This is a genomic window from Nostoc sp., from assembly GCF_036917415.1.
Classification (GTDB): domain Bacteria; phylum Cyanobacteriota; class Cyanobacteriia; order Cyanobacteriales; family Nostocaceae; genus Nostoc.
The window spans coordinates 1-21,566 of sequence record NZ_JBALDJ010000035.1; the positions used below are offsets into that span (position 1 = coordinate 1).

General features: G+C 41.7%; 21 protein-coding genes and 3 pseudogenes. 8 read left to right on the top strand and 16 right to left on the bottom strand.

Annotated elements, in window-relative coordinates:
* Window positions 1-57 precede the first annotated feature (57 nt).
* The 9 genes from V7K41_RS06325 to V7K41_RS06365 form a co-directional block, all read right to left on the bottom strand.
* Window positions 58-1,167 carry an O-acetylhomoserine aminocarboxypropyltransferase/cysteine synthase family protein gene (locus tag V7K41_RS06325; RefSeq protein WP_334846520.1) on the bottom strand — a complete coding sequence of 370 codons (1,110 nt, stop codon included), beginning with the start codon at window positions 1,165-1,167 and terminating at the stop codon, window positions 58-60.
* A gap of 514 nt (window positions 1,168-1,681) precedes the next feature.
* A complete protein-coding gene (locus V7K41_RS06330; protein ID WP_334846522.1) occupies window positions 1,682-2,248 on the bottom strand; it encodes a GNAT family N-acetyltransferase in 567 nt (188 codons plus the stop codon).
* A 168-nt stretch (window positions 2,249-2,416) separates the two neighbouring features.
* Entirely contained in the window at window positions 2,417-3,115 is a 699-nt protein-coding gene (locus tag V7K41_RS06335; RefSeq protein WP_334846524.1) for a glutathione binding-like protein, read from the bottom strand.
* A 72-nt stretch (window positions 3,116-3,187) separates the two neighbouring features.
* On the bottom strand, window positions 3,188-3,964 hold the full coding sequence (locus tag V7K41_RS06340) for a class I SAM-dependent methyltransferase (protein WP_334846526.1): 777 nt from the start codon (window positions 3,962-3,964) through the stop codon (window positions 3,188-3,190).
* Between the two features lie 34 nt (window positions 3,965-3,998).
* Window positions 3,999-4,688, bottom strand: a complete 690-nt coding sequence (locus V7K41_RS06345) for an SDR family NAD(P)-dependent oxidoreductase (protein ID WP_334846528.1) — start codon at window positions 4,686-4,688, stop codon at window positions 3,999-4,001.
* Between the two features lie 313 nt (window positions 4,689-5,001).
* Window positions 5,002-5,523, bottom strand: coding sequence for an endonuclease domain-containing protein (locus V7K41_RS06350; protein WP_334846530.1), 522 nt, complete (start codon window positions 5,521-5,523; stop codon window positions 5,002-5,004).
* A 385-nt stretch (window positions 5,524-5,908) separates the two neighbouring features.
* Entirely contained in the window at window positions 5,909-6,208 is a 300-nt protein-coding gene (locus tag V7K41_RS06355; protein WP_334846532.1) for a 2Fe-2S iron-sulfur cluster-binding protein, read from the bottom strand.
* 109 nt (window positions 6,209-6,317) lie between these two features.
* Entirely contained in the window at window positions 6,318-7,166 is an 849-nt protein-coding gene (locus tag V7K41_RS06360; protein ID WP_334846534.1) for a uroporphyrinogen-III synthase, read from the bottom strand.
* A 343-nt stretch (window positions 7,167-7,509) separates the two neighbouring features.
* Window positions 7,510-7,692, bottom strand: coding sequence for a hypothetical protein (locus tag V7K41_RS06365; RefSeq protein WP_334846536.1), 183 nt, complete (start codon window positions 7,690-7,692; stop codon window positions 7,510-7,512).
* 150 nt (window positions 7,693-7,842) lie between these two features.
* Here V7K41_RS06365 and V7K41_RS06370 point away from each other — a divergent pair, with 150 nt between their 5' ends.
* Entirely contained in the window at window positions 7,843-9,087 is a 1,245-nt protein-coding gene (locus tag V7K41_RS06370; protein WP_334846537.1) for a cytochrome P450, read from the top strand.
* 508 nt (window positions 9,088-9,595) lie between these two features.
* Window positions 9,596-10,507 (top strand): S1C family serine protease, encoded by a 912-nt coding sequence (locus tag V7K41_RS06375; protein WP_334846539.1) that lies wholly within the window; start codon window positions 9,596-9,598, stop codon window positions 10,505-10,507.
* Between the two features lie 37 nt (window positions 10,508-10,544).
* On the opposite strand, the gene V7K41_RS06380 is transcribed toward V7K41_RS06375, so the two are convergent.
* The gene (locus V7K41_RS06380) at window positions 10,545-10,829 is read right to left on the bottom strand and encodes a hypothetical protein (RefSeq protein WP_334846541.1); all 285 of its coding nucleotides are present in this window, start codon (window positions 10,827-10,829) and stop codon (window positions 10,545-10,547) included.
* Window positions 10,830-10,941: 112 nt separating this feature from the next.
* On the opposite strand from V7K41_RS06380, the gene V7K41_RS06385 reads away from it, so the two are divergent.
* The 3 genes from V7K41_RS06385 to V7K41_RS06395 all read left to right on the top strand — a co-directional run bounded on the left by V7K41_RS06385 (window position 10,942) and on the right by V7K41_RS06395 (window position 14,147).
* Window positions 10,942-11,799, top strand: coding sequence for a S1C family serine protease (locus tag V7K41_RS06385; RefSeq protein WP_334846543.1), 858 nt, complete (start codon window positions 10,942-10,944; stop codon window positions 11,797-11,799).
* Window positions 11,796-12,428, top strand: a complete 633-nt coding sequence (locus V7K41_RS06390) for a response regulator transcription factor (protein ID WP_334846544.1) — start codon at window positions 11,796-11,798, stop codon at window positions 12,426-12,428. Before V7K41_RS06385 ends, V7K41_RS06390 begins: the two co-directional genes overlap by 4 nt.
* A 501-nt stretch (window positions 12,429-12,929) precedes the next feature.
* A complete protein-coding gene (locus V7K41_RS06395) occupies window positions 12,930-14,147 on the top strand; it encodes a glycosyltransferase family 4 protein (RefSeq protein ID WP_334846545.1) in 1,218 nt (405 codons plus the stop codon).
* Between the two features lie 151 nt (window positions 14,148-14,298).
* Here V7K41_RS06395 and V7K41_RS06400 read toward each other — a convergent pair whose 3' ends face one another.
* From V7K41_RS06400 to V7K41_RS06425, 6 genes and pseudogenes are all read right to left on the bottom strand, one after another.
* Window positions 14,299-14,580, bottom strand: coding sequence for a hypothetical protein (locus V7K41_RS06400; protein ID WP_334846546.1), 282 nt, complete (start codon window positions 14,578-14,580; stop codon window positions 14,299-14,301).
* Entirely contained in the window at window positions 14,573-14,806 is a 234-nt protein-coding gene (locus V7K41_RS06405; protein WP_094352841.1) for a hypothetical protein, read from the bottom strand. Before V7K41_RS06405 ends, V7K41_RS06400 begins: the two co-directional genes overlap by 8 nt.
* Window positions 14,807-15,337: 531 nt before the next feature.
* A pseudogene (locus V7K41_RS06410) lies at window positions 15,338-16,105 on the bottom strand (ChaB family protein).
* 345 nt (window positions 16,106-16,450) lie between these two features.
* A complete protein-coding gene (locus tag V7K41_RS06415; protein WP_334846547.1) occupies window positions 16,451-16,990 on the bottom strand; it encodes a Dps family protein in 540 nt (179 codons plus the stop codon).
* Between the two features lie 251 nt (window positions 16,991-17,241).
* Window positions 17,242-17,598, bottom strand: coding sequence for a hypothetical protein (locus tag V7K41_RS06420; protein ID WP_334846548.1), 357 nt, complete (start codon window positions 17,596-17,598; stop codon window positions 17,242-17,244).
* A gap of 536 nt (window positions 17,599-18,134) precedes the next feature.
* Entirely contained in the window at window positions 18,135-19,235 is a 1,101-nt protein-coding gene (locus V7K41_RS06425) for a glutamate--cysteine ligase (protein WP_334846550.1), read from the bottom strand.
* Window positions 19,236-19,739: 504 nt separating this feature from the next.
* Between V7K41_RS06425 and V7K41_RS06430 the strand changes: the two genes are divergently transcribed.
* From V7K41_RS06430 to V7K41_RS06440, 3 genes and pseudogenes are all read left to right on the top strand, one after another.
* Window positions 19,740-20,417 carry a Mo-dependent nitrogenase C-terminal domain-containing protein gene (locus V7K41_RS06430; protein ID WP_334846552.1) on the top strand — a complete coding sequence of 226 codons (678 nt, stop codon included), beginning with the start codon at window positions 19,740-19,742 and terminating at the stop codon, window positions 20,415-20,417.
* A gap of 82 nt (window positions 20,418-20,499) precedes the next feature.
* Window positions 20,500-20,739, top strand: a pseudogene (locus V7K41_RS06435) (hypothetical protein); the annotation flags it as partial.
* Between the two features lie 157 nt (window positions 20,740-20,896).
* Window positions 20,897-21,340 (top strand): annotated as a pseudogene (locus tag V7K41_RS06440) (adenylate/guanylate cyclase domain-containing protein); the annotation flags it as partial.
* Window positions 21,341-21,566 lie beyond the last annotated feature (226 nt).

The window sequence follows — 21,566 nt, forward strand, 5'->3', positions numbered from 1 at the left end:
CATCTATTACATTGATATTAGCCTAATGATACTTCCCTTTTCCTGCACACATATAAGTTACATTTTGTCAAAACAAATTAGATGCGTTTCCCCTGCCTCTAGTCCACCTTTGATACCAAAGTTTAAAACTCCCCCGAAGCCATGCCGAAGATATTTTTTCGCTCGTTCATGATATGGGTGATTGGGAAGCCCTGGATAATTAACCCATGATACTTGTTGCTGCTCTAACCACCGAGCTAATTCTAGGGCATTGCTCGCATGACGATCTACACGTAGAGAGAGAGTTTCTAATCCTTGCAGTAACAGAAAGGCGTTAAATGGACTCAAGGACGGGCCAAAATCTCGTAACCCTTCAACTCTAGCGCGAATAATAAAGGCAATGTTACCAAAGGAACCATCGGGGCCAAATACTTCTTGGAAATTCAACCCATGATAGCCCGGTGCTGGCTCAGTAAATAGAGGAAATTTGCCATTACCCCAATCAAATTTACCCGAATCGACAATTACGCCACCGATGGAAGTACCATGTCCACCAATCCATTTAGTTGCAGATTCCACTACGATATCTGCACCATGTTCAATGGGTCGAGCTAAATACCCACCAGCACCGAAGGTATTATCCACAATTAAAGGTATGCCGTTTTCGTGGGCAATGTGAGCTAAAGCGGCAAAGTCGGGAATGTTGAATTGAGGATTACCAATGGTTTCAACGTATAACGCTTTCGTGCGATCGTCGATCGCCTGACGAAAACTTTCCGGCTCATCTCCCTCAACAAACTTGACTTTAATACCTAACCGTGGTAAAGATACTTTAAACTGGTTATATGTCCCACCATACAAAAAACTAGTGGAAACAATATTATCCCCAGCCTGAGCGATGGTACTGATTGCCAAGAATTGTGCCGCCTGACCACTAGCGGTTGCTAATGCTGCTACACCCCCTTCTAAGGCAGCAATCCGCTTTTCAAATACATCCGTCGTTGGGTTTGAGATTCGGGTGTAAATGTTGCCAAATTCCTGGAGAGCAAATAACCGTGCTCCGTGGTCGGCGTCGTCAAAAACGTAGGAAGTCGTTTGGTAAATCGGTACAGCACGAGCATTAGTTCCAGGAGCCGGCTCTTGTCCAGCATGAACTTGCAGGGTTTCAAAACGATATTGTTCTGACATAAGCAGTTATTTGAGTTTCCAATTATACAAACAATTAACAATAATTAAGCCTTGTTTTGGAGAAATCAACGTTAATTTGGAAGGCTTACCGTATTTTAACTGTTTGCACCCAGGATTCCTCATCTCTAGCACAACAAGTTAGAAAATAGAAAATGGGAATTAACACCTCTTAATTTATATTTAGAAAAAAAGCGTGTGAGTCGTCATGCAAATAGACCAGCCTTTTAGAATTAATGCTGCCCAACTAAATAGGTGGGCGTAAATATTTGTCGTTGGGATAAGGCAGGAGGCAGGAGGCAGAAGAAAAGAGGGTTTTAGCCTCGTTCCTTTTTTAACACACAGTTTGGTTTTATTCTGCCTACATACTTAGACAAACTAATACAATTTCTTCCCAAACCTTTAATTATTTCCAGCCCAGTTGCAGGTTGCAATGGTTTTTATTTTGCCTATCATCGCCAGTCAAACTATCTCAGTATCAGGCTGTATTTATTGCTAACTTACTCACTCAGGTTTTTTATTTGGTAAGCACAAATTGCTCCAGATCGTGATATTGCCCTTTGAAGAAGGCATACTGTTTCTGTATACCCTGACTGTGAAAACCTAACTTTTCTAGCAACTTTTTAGAAGCGATATTTTCCAGCATGACTTGGGCAATAACGAAACGCAAATCCATTTTCTCAAACCCAAATTGCAAGATAGTACTCACCGCCTCAGTCATGATACCTTGTCTCCAAAAAGTACTGGCAAGCTCATAACCGACTTCGGCTGAGTGTTCTTGTGGGTTCCAGGTAAACCCACAAGAACCAATCAACACGTTGTCTTGCTTACGGATAATTCCCCAGCGAATTCCATCTCCTCGCTCAAACCGCTTGGCTCTACGTTCAATGACAGCGTAGGCGTAGCCCGTCGTAGACATCGCTTCTTTAATAGAAGTAAAGGTATCAAGATCGTGAAACTGAGTCACCCTTGGATCGGAGAATACAGCAAAGGTAGCTTTAGCATCCTGCAAGCTTGTCTCACGAAGAAGGAGCCTTTGTGTTTCTAATTGAGGAAAGGAAGATGGTGAGAAATCGTTGCTCATAGTTGCAACCGATGATCTGGGGTTAGAGCTAACTTAGCGATCGCCACAGTGACAAGACAATTCCAGGACTTACGCACAGGTAACGAAAAATCAAACCACAGAGGACGCAGAGGACACGGAGGAATAAGAGTTTGAGGTTTTTTTGCGTAAGTCCTAAATTCAAAAGGCTCAAGGCTGAATAGTTTTCGCCGACTGGTTAAATAACAAATTTCGTAACTTATCTGGATCGAGCGCTTCAGTTTTGAATGCTTCTGCTTTTTCGTAGGCGCGAATTGTTGCTGGACGCGCTTTAATTGTCTCAAACCAGCGCTTGAGGTGAGGAAAATCCTCTAGGTCTTGATTTTGGAGTTCATGGGGCACTATCCAGGGATAAGCAGCAATATCAGCAATGGAATAATCGCCAGCTACAAATTCTCTATCTGCTAGTTGCTTATTCAGTATTGCATACAAGCGTCCCGTTTCATTCACATAGCGGTTAATGGCATATTCAATCTTTTCGGGAGCATAGACGCTAAAGTGATGATTTTGTCCCGCCATTGGGCCCAGTCCTCCCATTTGCCAAAACAACCATTGTAAAACTTGAGTGCGTTGGCGTAAATCTTGGGGGATTAATTTCCCGGTTTTTTCTGCCAAATATAGTAAGATTGCACCAGACTCAAATACCGAAATTGGCGCACCTCCATCTACTGGCTCGTGGTCAACGATCGCAGGCATACGATTGTTAGGAGAAATCTTCAGAAATTCCGGCTTAAATTGATCCCCAGCCCCAATATTCACAGGAATTATGGTGTATGGTAAGCCGACTTCTTCCAAAAAAATTGTGATTTTATGACCATTTGGAGTTGCCCAATAGTAAAGTTCAATCATGGTTATTTATCCTAAAATTGTGCAGTTCTTTTGTAGGTTAATAGTGTGTTACAGACATTTCTTAATTACGAATTACGAATTAGATTGCGGTGATTTTGCGATCGCAGCCCAAACTCGATGATGAATCTGAAGAATTAGTGTAGGATATTTTGTTTCGAGCAATGTTGCCAATTCCTGGTCAAATACTTCTACTTTTTCTGGTGTCAAGCTGCCTCCCACACCAGCACTCGCCCGAACTCGTCCTCGCCAATCTTCGTGTGTATAAGACACAAATACATCATAAGAAAATGTGCGAATTTCTCGGAATCCTCCTTCGCCAATATCTTGTAACCACTGGGGATATAATCCATTACCGCCGCCTAAATTCCATGCGGGATTATGAGCCTCGATCAGTTGTTCCGTTGCTTCAACTACATTACCTCTTAAGGGTATCCAATCAAAATGTGCGATCGCGATCGAGCCATTTCTTCTCAATATCCGAGTAATTTCTTGGACAGCACGCGGACGGTCAAACCAATGCCAACACTGTCCAGCTGTCACTATATCCGCACTAGCGTCTGGTAACTCAGTATTCTCGGCAGTTGCGACTCGATAATCTACTTTCAGTTGGGCAGATTCGTTTAACAGTCTCGCTTGTTCTAAAAGTGAGGCTGATGGATCTATGGCAATTACATAAGCACCTCTATCGGCAAAGCCACGCGCCAGTGTTCCTGTTCCTGTACCGAGATCAACAATATTTTGCCCTGGTAAACCTATACCATATTCAGACAGTTTATTAAATAATGAACTGGGAAAGCCAGCGCGGTGTTTTGCATAATCAGTAGCAGTTGCACCAAAATCAATTTTCATACATACAAAACTATTTTTGTAACAATTGTCTAGGCTAGAAGTTCTCTACCCACGGACGTAGTTCTACTTCATAAGTCCAAGCACTGCGGGGTTGGCGGAGAATGCTGAGATAAGTTTGAGCGATCGCATCCGGGTCAAGAGTACTATCAGGATTATCTACTGGATCTTGGTTGCTTGTAGAGCGGATTCCACCATCAATCACAAAATGCGCCACATGGATATTCTTTGGTGCTAATTCTCTAGCAATACTCTGAGCCAAACCGCGCAGTGCAAATTTACCCATTGCAAAGGGAGCAGACAGAGCATAACCCTTAATACTCGCTGAGGCTCCAGTAAAAAATATAGCACCACCGCCAAGTTGCAAAAACCTTTTGGTAGCAGCTTGGGCCACAAGAAAGCCACCATAAGCAGTGATATCCAAGGTTTTTGCCACTTCACCAGGGTCTAGATCAACAAGAGGCCCCCGCACCCGGAAACTGGGATTGTAAATGACAATATTCGGGGAACCGAGTTTATTATCAACATCAATAAATAACTGTTCTACTTCATCTGGCTTTGAGACATCAGCAGCGAAACTAACCGCCCCAATTTCACTGCTCAATTGAGTGAGTTTTTCAATTTGGCGAGCCGCTAAAGCTACGGTAAATCCTTCTTTGGCAAATAAGCGAGCTAAAGAAGCGCTCAGTCCATTACCTGCACCGACAATTAAAGCTGTTGTTGCCATAAATTCAATTCTCTTTATTAGGATAAACGATTAATAATGGTTCTTCAGTAATTGTTATGCAAAATTATTAATTACAAATATAAAATAGTCTTAAAAATTGTATCAAAAATTACTCTGGATCTCGATCTAATTTTTCGCACTAACTAAAGGCTATTTGTTTCATATTAAAATTCTACTAAGTAAATCGGTGGGAAAAAACATAACCATGTTAAGAAAGATAAACGAGGCTAAAACCTCCTTCCCTGCTGCCTTCTCCCTTAGTGCTAGCCTCTCACCAAAAAAGAAGTTCCCCTTCTTCCTTGGGGAGAAGGGGTTAGGGGATAAGGGCTTGAGCAATTGTATGTAAAACTAACTCGATATCATTAAATATTTGCTCATTACTAAAGCGAATCACAGTGAAGTGATTAGATTGTAACCAGTTTTGTCTGAGAAAATATTGAGCTTGCTGATTTGCATGAATACTACCATCCAACTCAATAATTAGTAATTTTTCGTGACAATAAAAATCAGTGATATATCTACCAATATTATGTTGTTTACGAAATTTTGTATTTAATAAACGTCTATTTCTTAAACATTCCCATAATATTTGCTCTGCTGGTGTTTGTTGTGTTCTTAACTTGTGGGCACGTTCTAAGAAAAGTTTAGGAATTTGTCGGTTTCTACCAGCTAATTTAGCAATTTCCGCCCTCACCCCTAGCCCCTCTCCCTCTGGGAGAGCGGAACAAGATTTATCTTTATTCTTATCTTGTTGATATTTATTCTCTTCTTCTTCTTCTTTTTCTTTACTCCCTCTCCCTTGGGGAGAGGGTTGGGGTGAGGGCTTATATTCCATAATTCTGCACCTAAAACGAACTCATTTGTGCTTCATTATGCTTATCTTTCCCCTTTTTTACCCCACACTTAGAACTCTTCGCCTTTTTTTGCCTTTATCATGCGTGCAATTATTGAATTTCGGTGGCGAGGTTGTGGAAGCAGTTGTAAGTTTTGGCTAATTCTTCAGAGAATGCAAATTATCAAAACGTTGCTGCACATCTACACCCACTTGCGATCGCAGCTTAATTTTCACACCTTGTTTAGGGTAAATATACAATAGGGGCTACTGCCGCCTTCCTTGCTGGCGACAGCAGCCTAATGAGCAGCATTTTCAGCTAGAAAAACGAGATTTAAAAAGGGTTTGGGTTTAAGTTAATACCAATACCTTCAACCCTCACCCGCTTTTAACCGTTAAGCGCATCTTCTTGATGGGTTTGGATTACACAGTCAGAAGTGGGCTTGGCAACGCAGGTAAGAACCCATCCCTCATCTATTTGATCGTCGTCTAAGAAGTTCTGATCTGATTGATCAACTGTACCTGAAATCAGCTTACCAGTGCAGGTTGAGCAAGAACCAGCGTTACAGGAGTAGGGCAAATCCATCTCATTTTCTTCGTTAGCAATCTCTAGGATGTAATCATCTTCAGAAACTTCAATTGTTTTTTCTGCATCTGGAGTCTTTAATGTGACTTTATAAGTTGCCATGTAACAATCCTTAGCTAAATGTGAACTACATTGTTGATCCTACGGGTTTATGTGCTGCGAGTCTAGAGTTAAATGTGGTTGATTGTTTTATCTCTTGAGGCGCTTAGTTTTAATCGGAAGTAAGAGTAAAAAATGCTGCGATCGCTTCAGCAAATCCCTCAAATGAACTGTAATCTCTAGACACAATAGAGACAGTCATACCCAACTTTTGGGCATTAGCAGTTGTATAAGGCCCAAAACATGCAACAACACAATGTTCGTAATCGCTTTGCGAGTTAACCATTGTCAAAAAGCTTTCTACTTCCGCTGTGCTACTAAAGGCAATTACATCAATAATTCCTTGACGCATCAGGTTTAATTCAATACCGTAGATACTTGTGTCTAAACTCTGCGTAATATATGTGGGTACGCGAATTACTTCTATGCCCAATTGTTGCAAATCCGTAATCAAATTGGGTACAACATCAGGTTCAGGCAAACCCACAACTTCTGGAGCAGGTATCAGCACTTTTTTCTCGTGAATTTGCGGAAGTTTCGCTAATTCAGCCACAATTCCGGCTGGGCTAGATTCTGTTGGAATTAAATCCACTTTGCCACAAAAAGATAATAAGCTTTCTGCATCTTTTCCTAAAGCACATAATTGACATTTTTGCACTACAGATATAGGAATATTCAAATCATTTATGCGGTGAAAAAATGCAGCGATTCCGTTTCTACTTGTGAAAAGAATCCAATCAAAGTCGTTTATATGGGCTAAAGCGGCATCTAAGAGGGTGTAGTTTGATAAATAGCAGGTTTCGATAGTAGGCATGAAAACAGGTAAACCACCTTTCTTGATGATTTGTTCGGATAACCTATAAGCATAATTTCTCGGTGCTGTTACTAAAATTCTCTTGCCATATAGAGGTAAGTTTCTAGATGGAGTCAGCAGATTGATTTCTCTTGATTCGGTGTACATTTGTTTATCGAATGATTGATGTAGGGGTTGAGTTATGGATGCTGAAGAGTTGCTCCAGCGCTATGCTGCTGGGGAGAAAGACTTTATTGAATAATTGGTCTGTAGAAAACCCCATTAAAGGAGCATTTAAGGAATATGGAACATTTGGGAAGAATCTGAGATTGCTTACCCCCTGAATGTACCTAATAATCTATTCTCCAAGTTTGCCAATTTCTCCAATCCTTAAGAGAGTTGATTGTCATAACTCGACTATCGAACTGACTTTTCCCATTAAGTCGTGAAACAACGAAATAGCAAGAATTTTACACTATATTTATTATCAAAAAATTAATTCTAATGATAATTAATTACCAGAGAATAGGGCTTTAGGGTAGGCGTAGCCCGTCATAGACATCGCTCCATTAAGGAGATAACGGGAAAAGTCAGATTGATAAACAACTGCGTAGCATTCCCATAACGTCACTCTGACAGCGCTTCCTTCACAGCCAACAATCGCTCTTAAGGCGGGGCGTAGCACATCAGACAAATCTAATAACTTACTTTACCCCATCCACTGCACTCAATCGGGCAGTTATTCACCGTTACCTCAAAAATGAGCTAACGGTAGGTAACTTGTTAAGATGATTTTGACTGCACAATGACTCAAAGTAAACCATCACTGACCACCATTAAAAGCATGAAGCATCTGTCGGACTACAACTTCTTTGACCCGGAAGTGCTTGTGTGTCCTTATGAATTCTACAAGCTGGCACAGGAGCAAGCACCAATTATGGAGCTACCTAGTTCCAGAACAGGAGCAAAACTCTTTCTTGTTACCAGCTATGACTTGGTGAGAGAAATTCTTAAAGATACAAAAGTATTCTCTAGCAATTTCTCTACTTTACTGGTTGGAAAAGAAGAACAGGATGATGAGTTGCAGAAAATTTCTGCTCAAGGCTGGCCTCAGATGAACACCCTGCTCACAGCAGATCCGCCAGAACACGAGCGATTTCGAGCGCTGGTGAATAAAGCATTCACCTCTGAGCGTGTCAACAAAATGTCTGAGTTGATTGAGCAGATTGTTGATGAACTGATTGACAGTTTCATCGATCGCAGCAAGTGTGAATTCGTCAGTGAGTTTGCCGTAGCTTTACCGGTCAAAGTTATTGCTCAACAGTTAGGTGTACCGCAAGCAGATATACCAAAGTTCAAGCAATGGTCTGATGCGTTTATTGCACGTCTAGGCCACACACTCTCTAGAGAGCAGGAGATCGAGTGTGCTAAAGATGTTGTTGCTTTCCAGCATTATTTTAAGGATGTCATAGACTCGCGCCAAAAACAGCCTCAAGATGATTTGATCGCTGACTTGGTACAGGCAAAGGTAGCTGGAGAGCGATCGCTTGATACTGCTGAACTGCTGAGTATAATTCAGCAGATATTAGTGGCTGGCAATGAAACTGTCACCAGTGCGCTCGCAGGTGGGATGTTGTTGCTGGCAAACAATAAAGAGCAAACAAAGTTGCTACAAACAGATATTTCGCAGGTAGAGAACTTTGTTGAAGAAGTTCTACGCATGGAAAGTCCAACAGCGGGAATGTGGCGAGTTGTGACGGAAGATACAAAACTAGGAGACGTTGCTCTCCAAGCTGGGTCTTTGGTCATGATCCGCTTCGATGCTGCTAACCGCGACCCCATGAAATTTATTCAGGGTGAGCGTTTCGATGTGCGCCGCCATAATGCCAGCAATCACCTATCTTTTGGTCATGGGATTCATTTTTGTTTAGGTGCTATGCTTGCTCGTAAGGAAATGCAGATTGCATATCAGCGATTGTTGCTACGGCTTAAGAACATCCGCTTGGGACAATCCGGTTATCAGTACTTACCGAATATACTCATGCGGGGACTGAAGTACCTCTATATTGAATTCGACAAGGTAGTATGAGTGGTTATTTAATCTTTAGGCGTTGCAGAATTATGGGATGATTTCGCCCAATCTGGAACGAATTTTCAATGGTTTCAACCGCCAAATCATCCCGCATTTATGCAACGCCTTAATCAGACGTTAGAGGTAGTGCGATAAGCCTAACGGGATGGCTTCGCTTACCGCACAGCCTACCAAAACAAAAAATAGGACGGCCAGGTAAGCTCTGCTTAGAAGACCAATTGCTGATGACATTGGAATATTAGACCTCTTGCATAAATCAAAAATACAGAACTCCATCCCACATGTAAAAGGGACTGGGGACTGGGTACTGGGTATTGGGAAATTGTGACAAAATATGTTGGGGGTTAAAGCAGAATTCCATAATTATTTCGTTTGATAACCCAATCCCCAATCTCTTTTACTCCTAGCCATTTTTCTAGGGTGAATTCTCCCCATTTTTCTGATGTCATCTGTGTGTAGAAAACGGCACGATATGAACATCTAAGAACGTTTGCACAAAAATCTTATGTCTTCATTACTAGACCTGTCCAACAGTTTAGCTGACACCGTAGAACAAACTGGGAGTGCTGTAGTTGCGGTGAATGGGGGTACTCGTGTCTCCCCAAGCGGCATTCACTGGCGTGATGGCATCATTGTTACCTCTGATGAGTCTCTTCAGCGCTATGACGACATCACCATTACCTTATCAAATGGTAACACTGCACCAGTAACACTTGTCGGTCATGACTCTAGCACCGATATAGCTGTTTTTAAACTAGAAAATGTCGAAATACCTGTGGCAAAAGTTGGCGATGCCAAAACGCTCAAAGTCGGTCATTTGGTATTAGGACTGGCAAGAGGTAGCGAAGGTGACTTAAGAGCGGCAATGGGTGCGGTCAGCGTAGTTAGCGGTGCTTGGCGGAGTATGAATGGCGGCAATATTGACCAATTCATCCGCCCAGACATCACCCTTTACTCTGGTTTTGCGGGTGGGCCGCTGGTAGATGCTGCTGGTTTTGTGGTAGGGATGAATACATCGGGACGGCGTGGCATTGCTCTGACTATCCCCACTGCTACAGTCGATCGCGTGGTTGACCAATTAGTAGCAAAAGGACGTATTTCTAAAGGCTACTTGGGTGTGGGAATGCAACCTGTACGCTTACCAAAGAATCTGAAAACTGCTCTGAATTTAACTTCTGCAACTGGGGTAATTGTCGTTAATGTTGAGCCTTCGGGATCTGCCGATAATGCAGGTGTACTGCTTGGCGATGTTTTGGTAACGTTCGATGGCGTAACTGTTGGTGATACAGGTGATGTGTTGGCACTGCTTAATAATAGCGATCGCATTGGTAAATCTGTCAACGTGCAAGTTGTCCGGGGTGGAGTGTTAATTGAGTTAGCGATCGCAGTTGGCGAACGACCTACTAAGGAAGAATAATGCCAATTTGCGATCGGTTTAACTAGCTTTGTCAAAATTATCGAAATTTTCTATTCATTCGAGCTTCTGAACTTGGAAGTTGCACCTTTTTACTCGAACGTTGAGCTTCTGAACTCGGAAGTTGCACCTTTTTGCTCGAACGTTGAGCTTCTGAACTCGGAAGTTGCACCTTTTTGCTCGAATGTTGAGCTTCTGAACTCGGAAGTTGCACCTTTTTGCTCGAACGTTGAGCTTCTGAACTCGGAAGTTGCACCTTTTTGCTCGAACGTTGAGCTTCTGAACTCGGAAGTTGCACCTTTTTGCTCGAATCGTCATTAGTCATTAGTCATTAGTCATTAGTCATTAGTCATTTGTGTTTCTAAGGACAAAGGACAAAGGACAAATGACAAAGGACATCACTGATTCTACTTTGATATGCAAAAAAATTGTATAACATGGCAAACACAACATTAACTAACATCACTGCTGAATTGACAGCAGTAGCTGCTAAACTACGCGATGTCTGCGACGGGCTACGCCTACGCACTGTGAAAGTGAAAAGCGGCTCTCTAGGAGTCGGTTCTGGTGTCATTTGGCAACCTGACGGACTAATTATTACTAATGCCCATGTGGCAACCAGCAACCGCGCAACTGTGGAATTGGCAGACGGAAAAGTATTTGATGCGGTGCGTACACAATTCGATCCACAGCAGGATTTAGCAGCCCTGAAAATTGTTGCTACTGATTTAACTGCTGCAACTATTGGCAATTCTGAGGCGCTACGAGTGGGTGAATTAGTCTTGGCGGTAGGTAATCCCTTTGCTGAAAGTGGCGCTGTAACAACTGGAATTATCTATGCAAATAATCCACGAGCAGTTATGGCCGATTTGCGCCTGTATCCTGGTAATTCTGGAGGGCCACTTGCCGATTGTCTCGGTCGAGTTGTGGGAATTAACACCATGATTGTTAATGGTTTGGCTGTGGCAGTTCCCAGCAGCACCGTTGAGCGTTTTTTACAGGGAAATAGTCGTCCGCAACTGGGAGTCACACTGCAACCTATACTTTTAGGTAGGCGTAGCTTAGGTTTATTGGTGTTGTCAATCTTACCTGGCAGTGCGGCGGAAACTGCTGGTGTGCAAATCGGCGATGTTTTAATTGGAGTTTCGGGGCGATTATTCACTACCATGAATGATTTAACCAAATATCTCCATGACAGTAAAGGATGTGTGCCGCTACAAATCCTACGCGGTAGACAGCAATTCGTGATTTATGTTGCTGTGCAATCTGAGACAACTGCTGTGGAGGCAACATGATCCGAGTGATGGTAGTTGCTACTTCCCCTGTTGTGCGGGCAGGGTTATCAGCTGTGGTAACTACCAATCCTCGACTGACGGTTGTGGGGAGTGCATCCGATTTGGATGTATTGGCAAGTGAAGTTGGGCAATTACAGCCAGATGTGGTACTGGTAGATTTGAGCGGTAATTTTCAACAAGCGGTGTGGGAAAAATTGCTGATTATTCAAGAACAGCAATATCCATTTGGAATAATCGTCATTGTTGAAGAACTCGACAGTATCGACTTAGAGACGGCGTTACGTTCTGGTATCCGGGGAATATTGCCCAGTACTAGCACAGAGTCAGAAATTGTCGCGGCTGTGGAGGCGATCGCTTTCGGTTTGCTAGTGCTGCACCCGAATGCTGTAGAATTACTGTCTATCCGGGAAAAAGTGGTAACAAATCCTGTACAAAGCTTGACACCACGGGAGATAGAGGTTTTAGGAATGCTTGGGTCAGGGTTGGGAAATAAAGCGATCGCTAAACGTTTACATATTTCTGAGCATACCGTCAAATTTCATCTCTCATCCATTTTTCAAAAGCTCAGTGTCTCCAGCCGCACCGAAGCCGTTGCTGTGGGTGTGCGACTGGGTTTGATTATGCTTTGATCTGTCGTCCTTGGTCATTTGTCCTTTGTCATTTGCAATTACAAAGGACAAATAACTAAGATGCTCTACATTGCCAAAAAAAACTTGCAATTGTTCTCAAAGCGCCCTTTGCCCGTCTGCTAGAGCATCGATTCAGTAATCAAAAATTTAACTCCCCAGCCCCCTTACCTTCTAGGAAAGGGCAGGGTGGTTTCATACGAAAAAAGAAAAATACATAAGTCTTGATTTCTCGTGAAAGTGGCATGGCTTTTTCCCTCACTTCCATTCCTCTCCCCCACGGGGGGAGAGGCTTTGAAACCGAGTTTTAATTTTTCTTTGCTTGTATGAAACCACCCTGCTTCCCTTCTAGGAAAGGGGGAGCTAAACTCCCCTCTCCTACAAGGAGAGGGGTAGGGGGAGAGGTTCTTCGAGGATTACTGAATTGGTGTTCTAGAAAAGTGAGGTGACATACAGCCTCCCATGAGGGCATGGTGTATATATCACATTTGATTCATTACTTGTATGAACATTTTAATGCTATCTTCCACCTTTCCCTACCCACCAACGCGCGGAGGAACCCAAGTCAGGACATTTAATTTACTTAAATACCTAAGTCAACGCCATACTGTTACCCTGGCGACTCAACGCGAGGGCGATGTTACAGACGCAGAAGTAGCAGGATTACGCGATTGTGTGGATCGTCTAGCCATTTTTGAACGTCCGCCAGATTCTCAAACCACCGGAATATTGCAGAAAATACAGCGATTTAGTAGATTTTTGCAGCAGGGGACACCGCCAAGTGTACTCAACCGCTACTCAGTTGAGATGCAAACATGGGTTGATAACTGGGTGGAAGCGGGAAAATGCGATGTAATGACCTGCGAACATAGCGTCAATGAAATTTATGTGCAGCCACATTTTCCTAAACAGCTAAAAACCATCGTTAATGTTCATAGTTCTGTTTACGCTACCTGTCGGAACCAATTAGCAACAGGCATTTCCGAAAATTCACTCAGAGACAAAATTAATCTGCCACTTTTGCGTCGTTATGAGCAAAACTACTGCGCTAAATTTTCAGCAATTGTCGCGACAACAGAAGAAGATAAAATTCAATTACAAGAATTTAACCCCAATAGTGAAATTACAGTTATTCCTAATGGTGTAGATTTAGTTTCTTTCCCTAACCGTACCATCGATCCAGGAGGACATCGCTTAATTTTTATTGGTGCAATGGATAATTTAGCAAATATTGATGCTGTCTGTTTTTTCAGCAACGAAGTTTTGCCAGAAATCCAAAAATTGTATCCCGATACAACTTTTGATATTGTCGGCTCTCATCCGGTGGCAGAAGTTTTAGCACTTGATAAAAAACCAGGAATTAATGTGCTTGGGCGTGTACCTTCGATGGCAGAATATTTACATCAAGCCACCATCTGCGTTGTACCGATGCGAACTGGGTTTGGTATTAAAAATAAAACTTTAGAGGCAATGGCAGCTGGTATACCTGTAGTAGCGAGCGATCGCGGCTTAGAGGGATTAGCTGTAGATGCAGCTAGTCATCCATTACGGGCATTACGAGCCAATAAACTGGCAGAGTACGTCACCGCTATTAGTCAACTATTCGATCGTCCACATCTGCGTTCAGAATTGTCTCGCAACGGCAGACAACTGGTAGAAACAGAATTTACTTGGGATATTGCTGGTAAAAGCTATGAACAAGTTTGTCTTGGGACACAGTAATACTAATTAGTCATTAGCACATACATAAAACTTTCTTGTCTCTGTGGGACAAATATGTGTAGAGACGTTGCATTACAACGTCTCTATATCGGTTGTGCAAATTATCTTATCTAAATCGTATTGGTTTTTAGTTAGCTGGTGAATAAGCACGTCAATTATTTTCAAACTTAGTCGAATAACCTAACACAAGTAATTTCTTTTGCTTACGTTTCTTCTTATTTTTGATAGTAATCAAATAATTATCAACGTAGCGAAAAGCAGCTGCACCGTCGTAATCAGCAATAGCGATCGCTTGCAAGAAAACCTTTGAAGGAATTTCAAACCCTAAAAATTTTTCTGTTAAGATTAATAAATCTTCATCTGTGGCAGGAAAAGTAGTTTCTTCTGCCCCTTCCGAATCAGAAAATATATCATCAATTAATGCTTTATACACTTTGTACCTCCCCAAAAGCATAAGATGCAAAGCCTGTAATGAAGTTTAGCTGCTGATCGCGAGTTTGTAAGTTAACAGGGAGTTCAGTACCAGCACATCCGATTTCCCGTAAAATTTCTAAACAATAAGCACCGAGTTGAGTGTATGGAGCTTGCTCCAATTCTTGAGCTACTTCTAGAGCCATCTCCAGATTGACTTGGATAACCGTCTTTACAGGGTTGGTCATAAATACGCCCTAATAAACTGGATGCTCTAAGTTTTGATCGCAAACGCAAATAGCGTAACGGTGTTTTTGCGGAATTTATGAAGAAGGGAAATTAAAATATCAGCGCATTTGCGGTAATGTACCCAAAGTTATGCAAACTAGGCCCACTAGGCAATTCCTATCTACGTGCGATGCCTGTCTAAATACGTATAAATGTGTACATATATTCCAATCTTATTGCCAATATACTTTCTTTTTGTGGGATAGATTAAAAAGCCCACCCCATAATATTGGATAATTTATCTATTATAAATGCCTGATATCTAGTTTTGCAGAGTAGTTTAACAACAGAGGCAGGAGGCAGATCGCTTTTAGCGTCTCCCCTTGGGAGAAGGCAGTTATTACAGGAAGAATACTGTCCTCAGCAAGTGTTTAAGTTAAGAACACCAATATCTTTGCCACAGTTGGATTGCAATATGGTGGGGGTCTGTCTCTTGTGCGTCTGGTAGAGAAGCCACTACTAAATTGTATCCCTCCTGCCCCTTGCCTTCTTCATGCTTTGATCTTAACTTTAGACCAGACACCATTTTCATCTTCATCATATTGCTGGTGAATAGTCTCCCAAGCAGCTTGTTCGGCTGCGAGTTCGTCACTTTTTTCTTTGAATACAGCATTATAGCGCTCAATGAATGTACTCTGGGCTTCATCAGAAAGATGAGCGCGAACTTCAGGAGACAAGTCTGCGGGACTGTTGCACTGTCCAGAACAAGAACGAGCCAGAGTTTTCTCAATTGTGTGAATTTCTTCGCCACCAGCATTTTCGAGCAGCAATTGGAACTCACCGGTGCGATCGCTCGGAACTTCTGCCATTACGAAAAATTCGCCAGCTTGTAAGCGAGTTTGGTAGATAGCCGCTTTATCTTCTGGCATTCCCAAAGTAGTTAGAACTGATACTAGACCGGCACCTGCACTACCTGCGATCGCTCCACTAGCAGCCCCCAACAGCACTGCACCAATAGGACCTGCTGCCACGATTGGGCCGACAAAGGGAATAAACAATACGCCTACACCCGTAAGCAAGCTGAGAAAGGAACCAAACTAGGAACCAAAAACTGCTCCTGTTCTCAAACCTCCGAGAATCACATCTTTTTTACTAATGAAGCCAGCGATTCTGGTTTCTGACTGAAAATTCCTGCCCATGACCGAAATACGATCTCTAGGCACACCCCTGTCTAATAAACGTTGAATTACATCATCAATTTGCTTCTGCTCTTTGAATACAGCAGAAATAGTACGTTCTGCTTTATATACTTCTGGCATTTAAAAACTCCTTGTATTAGTATTATTTTCTTTTTGCAATGAAGATGATATGATCGATCAATTTTGGATTTTAGATTGACTGCATTCATCAGGGGGAGCCACTGCGGTAGAGGGATTCCCTGGCATAAAGAAGCCAGCCGTATGGTTGGAGCTCCCGACTTGAGAGGACTGGCGTCAAGTGGCGTTGGCGCATGAACCAATTTTCAATTCTAAAATCCAAAACTGGCAGGGTGAATGAGTAGATGCAGGCAGATTAATCCTTTCACATCAATTGAGGGAAGAATCGGTCCTCCCTCAATTGATTTCACATGCAGCTATCCTTAACTCAGATGTATGAGTGTGAAGCTATACACCTACGGGAGTCTTAGCCCCTGCTGCTGGCTGTCTACCATCTGCATCTATTGCTTCGCCTTCAATAAATGAACGCAGCATCCAAGCTATCTCTTCATGCTGTTCGAGTAGTCCAGTCAAAAAGTCGGCAGTTCCCTGATCGTGGAACTTTTCACCAGACTGATCCACATGGTCTCTCAAATTACGAATAACCTGCTCGTGATCGTCCACTAAATTAGCTACCATTCCTGTGGCAGTGGGTACACTACCAGCATGTTCCTTGAGGGTAGCAATCTTGAGAAATCCCTCCAATGAGCCAACTGGATAACCGCCCAAAGCACGAACCCGCTCTGCCAAAGCATCGATATTTAGAGTCAGTTTTTGGTAGTGTTCTTCCCAAAGCTGGTGCAAAGAGCGGAACTGAGGACCTACGACATCCCAGTGGTACTTTTTGGTTTTTACCAGCAGTAAATAGGCATCTGCCAAATCTTGATTTAACAGATTAATTACACCTTGACGCTGTTCGTCTGTCAAACCAATGTTTATCGCACGCATTGTTTTCCATCCCTAAGCAAACTTATCTATTAATTTGCCAAATTTTCCACACGCTCCACATCAACCAAAGGAAACATTCATGAGTTGAGATTAATCATCACATTCCATAGCTATACTTACACCTTAATAGGGATGAACATATTTTTATATTTAATTGTAAATTGCGATCGCCACATTAAAAAGTAGCAATGGGTCACTGCTTTGATGCAATCACCCATTACTACCAAAAAATTACTAAGGTATTAAATCTGTTATTTCCCTGTAACTTTGTCCAACACATTCTTTATATTTTCTTCTACAGAGGTAGCACCCTGGGAATTTTCTGGACGCTTCTGCTTGTCAATATCAGCCGCTCCTTGAACCTCATTAAGTCCTTCGTTAGTCTCCTTTTGAGTCTTTTTCAATCCTTCTGGTGGTTCTTTAGCGGCTTCATCAGTTTTGGCCTGAATGTCAAGCAGTTGTGTAGTACCTTCGGTGGGATTACTTTGGTAGCTATCGATTGCAAAAGCAGGAAAAGCATTAGAGAATAATACCAGGGCACAAGTAAAAGCCACTAATATAAAACGTACTGGACGTAAAATAGATAAAACAGAAGCGATCGTCTTCATTGGAAATCCTCGATAACAGCTTTTACAACGCAGAACTTTTACTGAAAGAGCGTAAGTATATATCTTTACTAAGCACTTTTAAGCACTAATAAAACTGGCAAGCTCCGCTTCAATTTAAAAGTTCTTCAAAAACGAACCTGACGAAGAAATCTCTTTTGTCTTTCTGCATTGGGTTAGTAAAGGATAATAAGCAAATACCACCTTAACTTTTTAGCAAAATCATTAGATTTCATAATTGAAATTCTTCGTTTCCGGTTCCCTGTTTACACTTTTACTTGGAAAAAGCGAACGTCTGCATCAATCTCTAGAATGAACTTGACTGCATCTTTAGTTGTAATAAAATCAGTCTCTAGGTATATCGACTTAATCTGGTTTTGGCAGGTTAATGATTCCACTATTTATGTTCAGTTAGCTCGACTTTATCCAATCAAAAGAATTTAAGTAATATGCACCTGAGAGGATATTTGTAAAGTATTAATTTATATAAAGATTCTCCTTAATCCCCTTTCATAAAAGGAAAAAAATAAATCTTTTCTTTAAACTTGATAAGTGTTCCTTATTACCTCTTCTATTGAACTTAGGCGATGGAACATTTCTATTAATTCATGGGATCTTGTTTTTCGCTTTGCCAGCAGCACTTTTAACGGCGTTAAATAATGAACATCTGGGTCATCTTCTAAAGCAACTTCGGCTGCTTGTAAGACTTTTGTCGCATTCTCAAAAATATCTTCGTTTTCAAACGCTTTTTTTGCAGAAAGTTGGTGTAATGCTGCATCGGGTACAGTTGCTCTACCTTGCAAGGTTTTATCTAACACCAAACCTTTCAATAATATCAGCAAAGCTGCATAGATTAAAAAATCATCACAACTATCACAAGCCTTAAATTCAATGCGTCCCACTTCAGCCGGAATCCGGGCAATTTTTGTTAAGGCAGGTATGCTATTAATCAGTTGTTCTTCTTTTTGAACAAAAACTAGAGTAGCTGGTCTTTTTCCAGTTCTGATAAATGTTCGTACCGATAGTCCATCCCATAAACCTCCATTATAAAAGGGAGAACTATAACTAAAAGGAACGATATAGGGACTGTAATAAGTTAACTTTCTGCCAATATCAATCACATCTTTAGTTGACAAATCTGCCACTGAAATATTTAAATCTGGCCCATAAGATACCATGTGAATATTAGCAGTTTGTTCGTCAGGATAAGCTTCTAACTGTTTGATTTCATAATTGTTTAATGGGGGTTGAGGCTCAAAAGCTGGATTGTAGGGATTGAAACTAACCAAAACTGGTGATAAGCTAAAGTCAGCGGCAACCTCACGTAGCAAGTCAAAACTTTCTGATAATTCAGTAATAGCGCCTTGAATATTAGAATGGATAGTTGTTCTAATTTCAATACCTTTAACATGACAGTCTATCACTTCATCAGAATCTGCAAATCTTTCAAATCCCTCAATGTACCATCTCTTCATCTTAATACCCGCATCGCCAACACGGAGTTGAGGATAGTCACTGGGGTATGTAGGTAGCCTTTCAATAATTTGATTGAAATCAGCAAATTTTGTGTGGGAAAAATCAGCAAACTTTCCCTCATTATTCAAGAAAGCGACTTCATGTTCAATGCCAAAGAAAAACATTATATATACCTTAATTTTTTAGAGTTAACTAATTTCACTAATGCCAAGCGATCGCAATCTTATAGAGAAGCAAGTAATATCATGTTCGGTAAAAGACTTATCATTAAGAGCGCAGTGATCTGGGGGAAAGAGGGTTTTAAGATTTTTGCATAGATGCCCGGAATAATAACTAATCAAGCGGACATGATATAACATCAGTAAACGATTCATTAGAGAAAAGCTTCAGCGATATTTAGCTGGCAGGTTCGCATACTTAGAAAACTCCATCATTCTGTGGCGCAAATTACAGTCTTGAACCTTATGAATATTTGAGATACTCCAATCAAATTCACTTTAAGTAAGTAGAAAACTTCTCAACAATCTTACAAGTGGATTTTACCTTAAGACCGACTATTACGATTTGAAAACTTCTCTGATTTATTTTTCTGTGCTGCTTCTACTATCTTCATAGTCACTGCTTAGGGTAGCGTAGTAGTGACTGAGGAAAGCTTAAGACGTGAGTTTATGACAAGTATTGTTCAATCCCCCTACAGCAGCGAACAGATTGCCGCTTGGTTGCGTGGACTGCTTACTATTGCTTGGGCTGATGGTAATTTTGACGATCAAGAACAGGAATTAATTGCCAGCATCACCAAAAATGAATTAGCTCCTAAGATTAAATGCGACTCTCTAGAGATAATTACCCCAGAGGAATTAGCCGCAGCCTTGGGTAAAGGTACACCAGCCGCGGAAAATTTCTTAAGGACAGCGGTGATGGTAGCGATCGCAGATGGTACTTATTCTCCCAGCGAAGATGAGGTTCTGCAACAGTTCTGTCAAGCTTTGGAACAGCCAGAGAATTTACTAGAAGCCCTTCGCCACACTCTGGAATACCCACAGCAAATTATCCCCACTATCGCCAGCACTGGGCTGACAAAGCGTCAAATCAATGCCCTACACTCCCTGCAAGACTGGCTTGATGGGCTAGATATCCAAGACCCAAGGGTAGCCCGCTTTTTGTGTAAAATGATTCCCGCCCAGTGTCCCTTTGAACGAGATATCACCTTATTTGGACGCAAGATTGTGCATATTCCACCGATGTGTAAAATTAACCCGTTATATGAGCAACTGGTAGGCTTACGTTTCCGTGCCCTCTCCTATTTAGCAGATAAATGCGGTGAAGATGTTTCACCATATATTTGAGTAGGGATAGGCTGAGGGAGAATTCCCAACTCCTAACTCTTGTACAGACGGGATTAATTGCGTCTCTAAATATTATGCGATCGTTGTTAGTGTAAGTCTTGCGGCTGGCAGTTTTCTGGCGTTTTTGGCTGGTTGGTGGATTCCCGTTATCCCTTCATTGTTGGCTTTTGCAGGTTCTGCGTTAGCGAAGCTCACTGAAGGTATCGCACTCACTCAGTATATTGCCCAAAGTGCTACCGAGATGCGAAAAACCCTCGGTCGCTATCTAACTAATGAAATCGTCGCCAATATCCTCGAAACTCCTTCTGGGTTAAAGCTAGGGCAGGGTGGTTTCATACAAGCAAAGAAAAATTAAAACTGGGTTTCAAAGCCTCTCCCCCACGGGGGGAGAGGAATGGAAGTGAGGGAAAAAGCCATGCCACTTTCACGAGAAATCAAGACTTATGTATTTTTCTTTTTTCGTATGAAACCACCCTGCTTCTGGGTTAAAGCTAGGGAGAGAATACCGAAAATTTACGGTTCTCGTATCTGATTTAAGAGGATTCTCAGCTTTTTCTGAAGAATTGCCATTTGAAGAAGTAGTAAAGATTTTGAATCTTTATTTGGGAATAATGACAGATGTGATTAACCAGTATAAAGGCACGATTAATGAGTTTATGGGTGATGGAATTTTTGTGGTATTTGGTGCGCCAATTAGTCGCAAAGATGATTCTCAACGAGCGTTCGCCTGTGCTATTGCCATGCAATTGGCAATGGAGCAAATGAATTTCCCAATTCTGGAAATGGGAATTGGGATTAATACAGGCGAGGCTGTGGCGGGGAATGTTGGTTCGCAAAAACGCGCTCAATATACAGTTGTTGGCAGCCATGTTAATTTGGCTGCTCGAATTGAGTCTTATACCGTCGGAAGACAGATTTTAATTTGCGTCTACGCAATTCTCAATGCACTGCGTCAGCTTGGGTGAGATTAAGGCATCAATATTGAAATGGTAATAAAGGGAGGTGTATTTAAATAGGGTAAACCGAAAAAGTAGGTAGTCTAGCTTTTTCTAAAACAGTAACAATTGTTGCTGATACAACCAGGCGATCGCGATAAGATTTTGGACTTAAGCCCGATCTAACTCCAATAACTCCTTAATAATTCGTAAT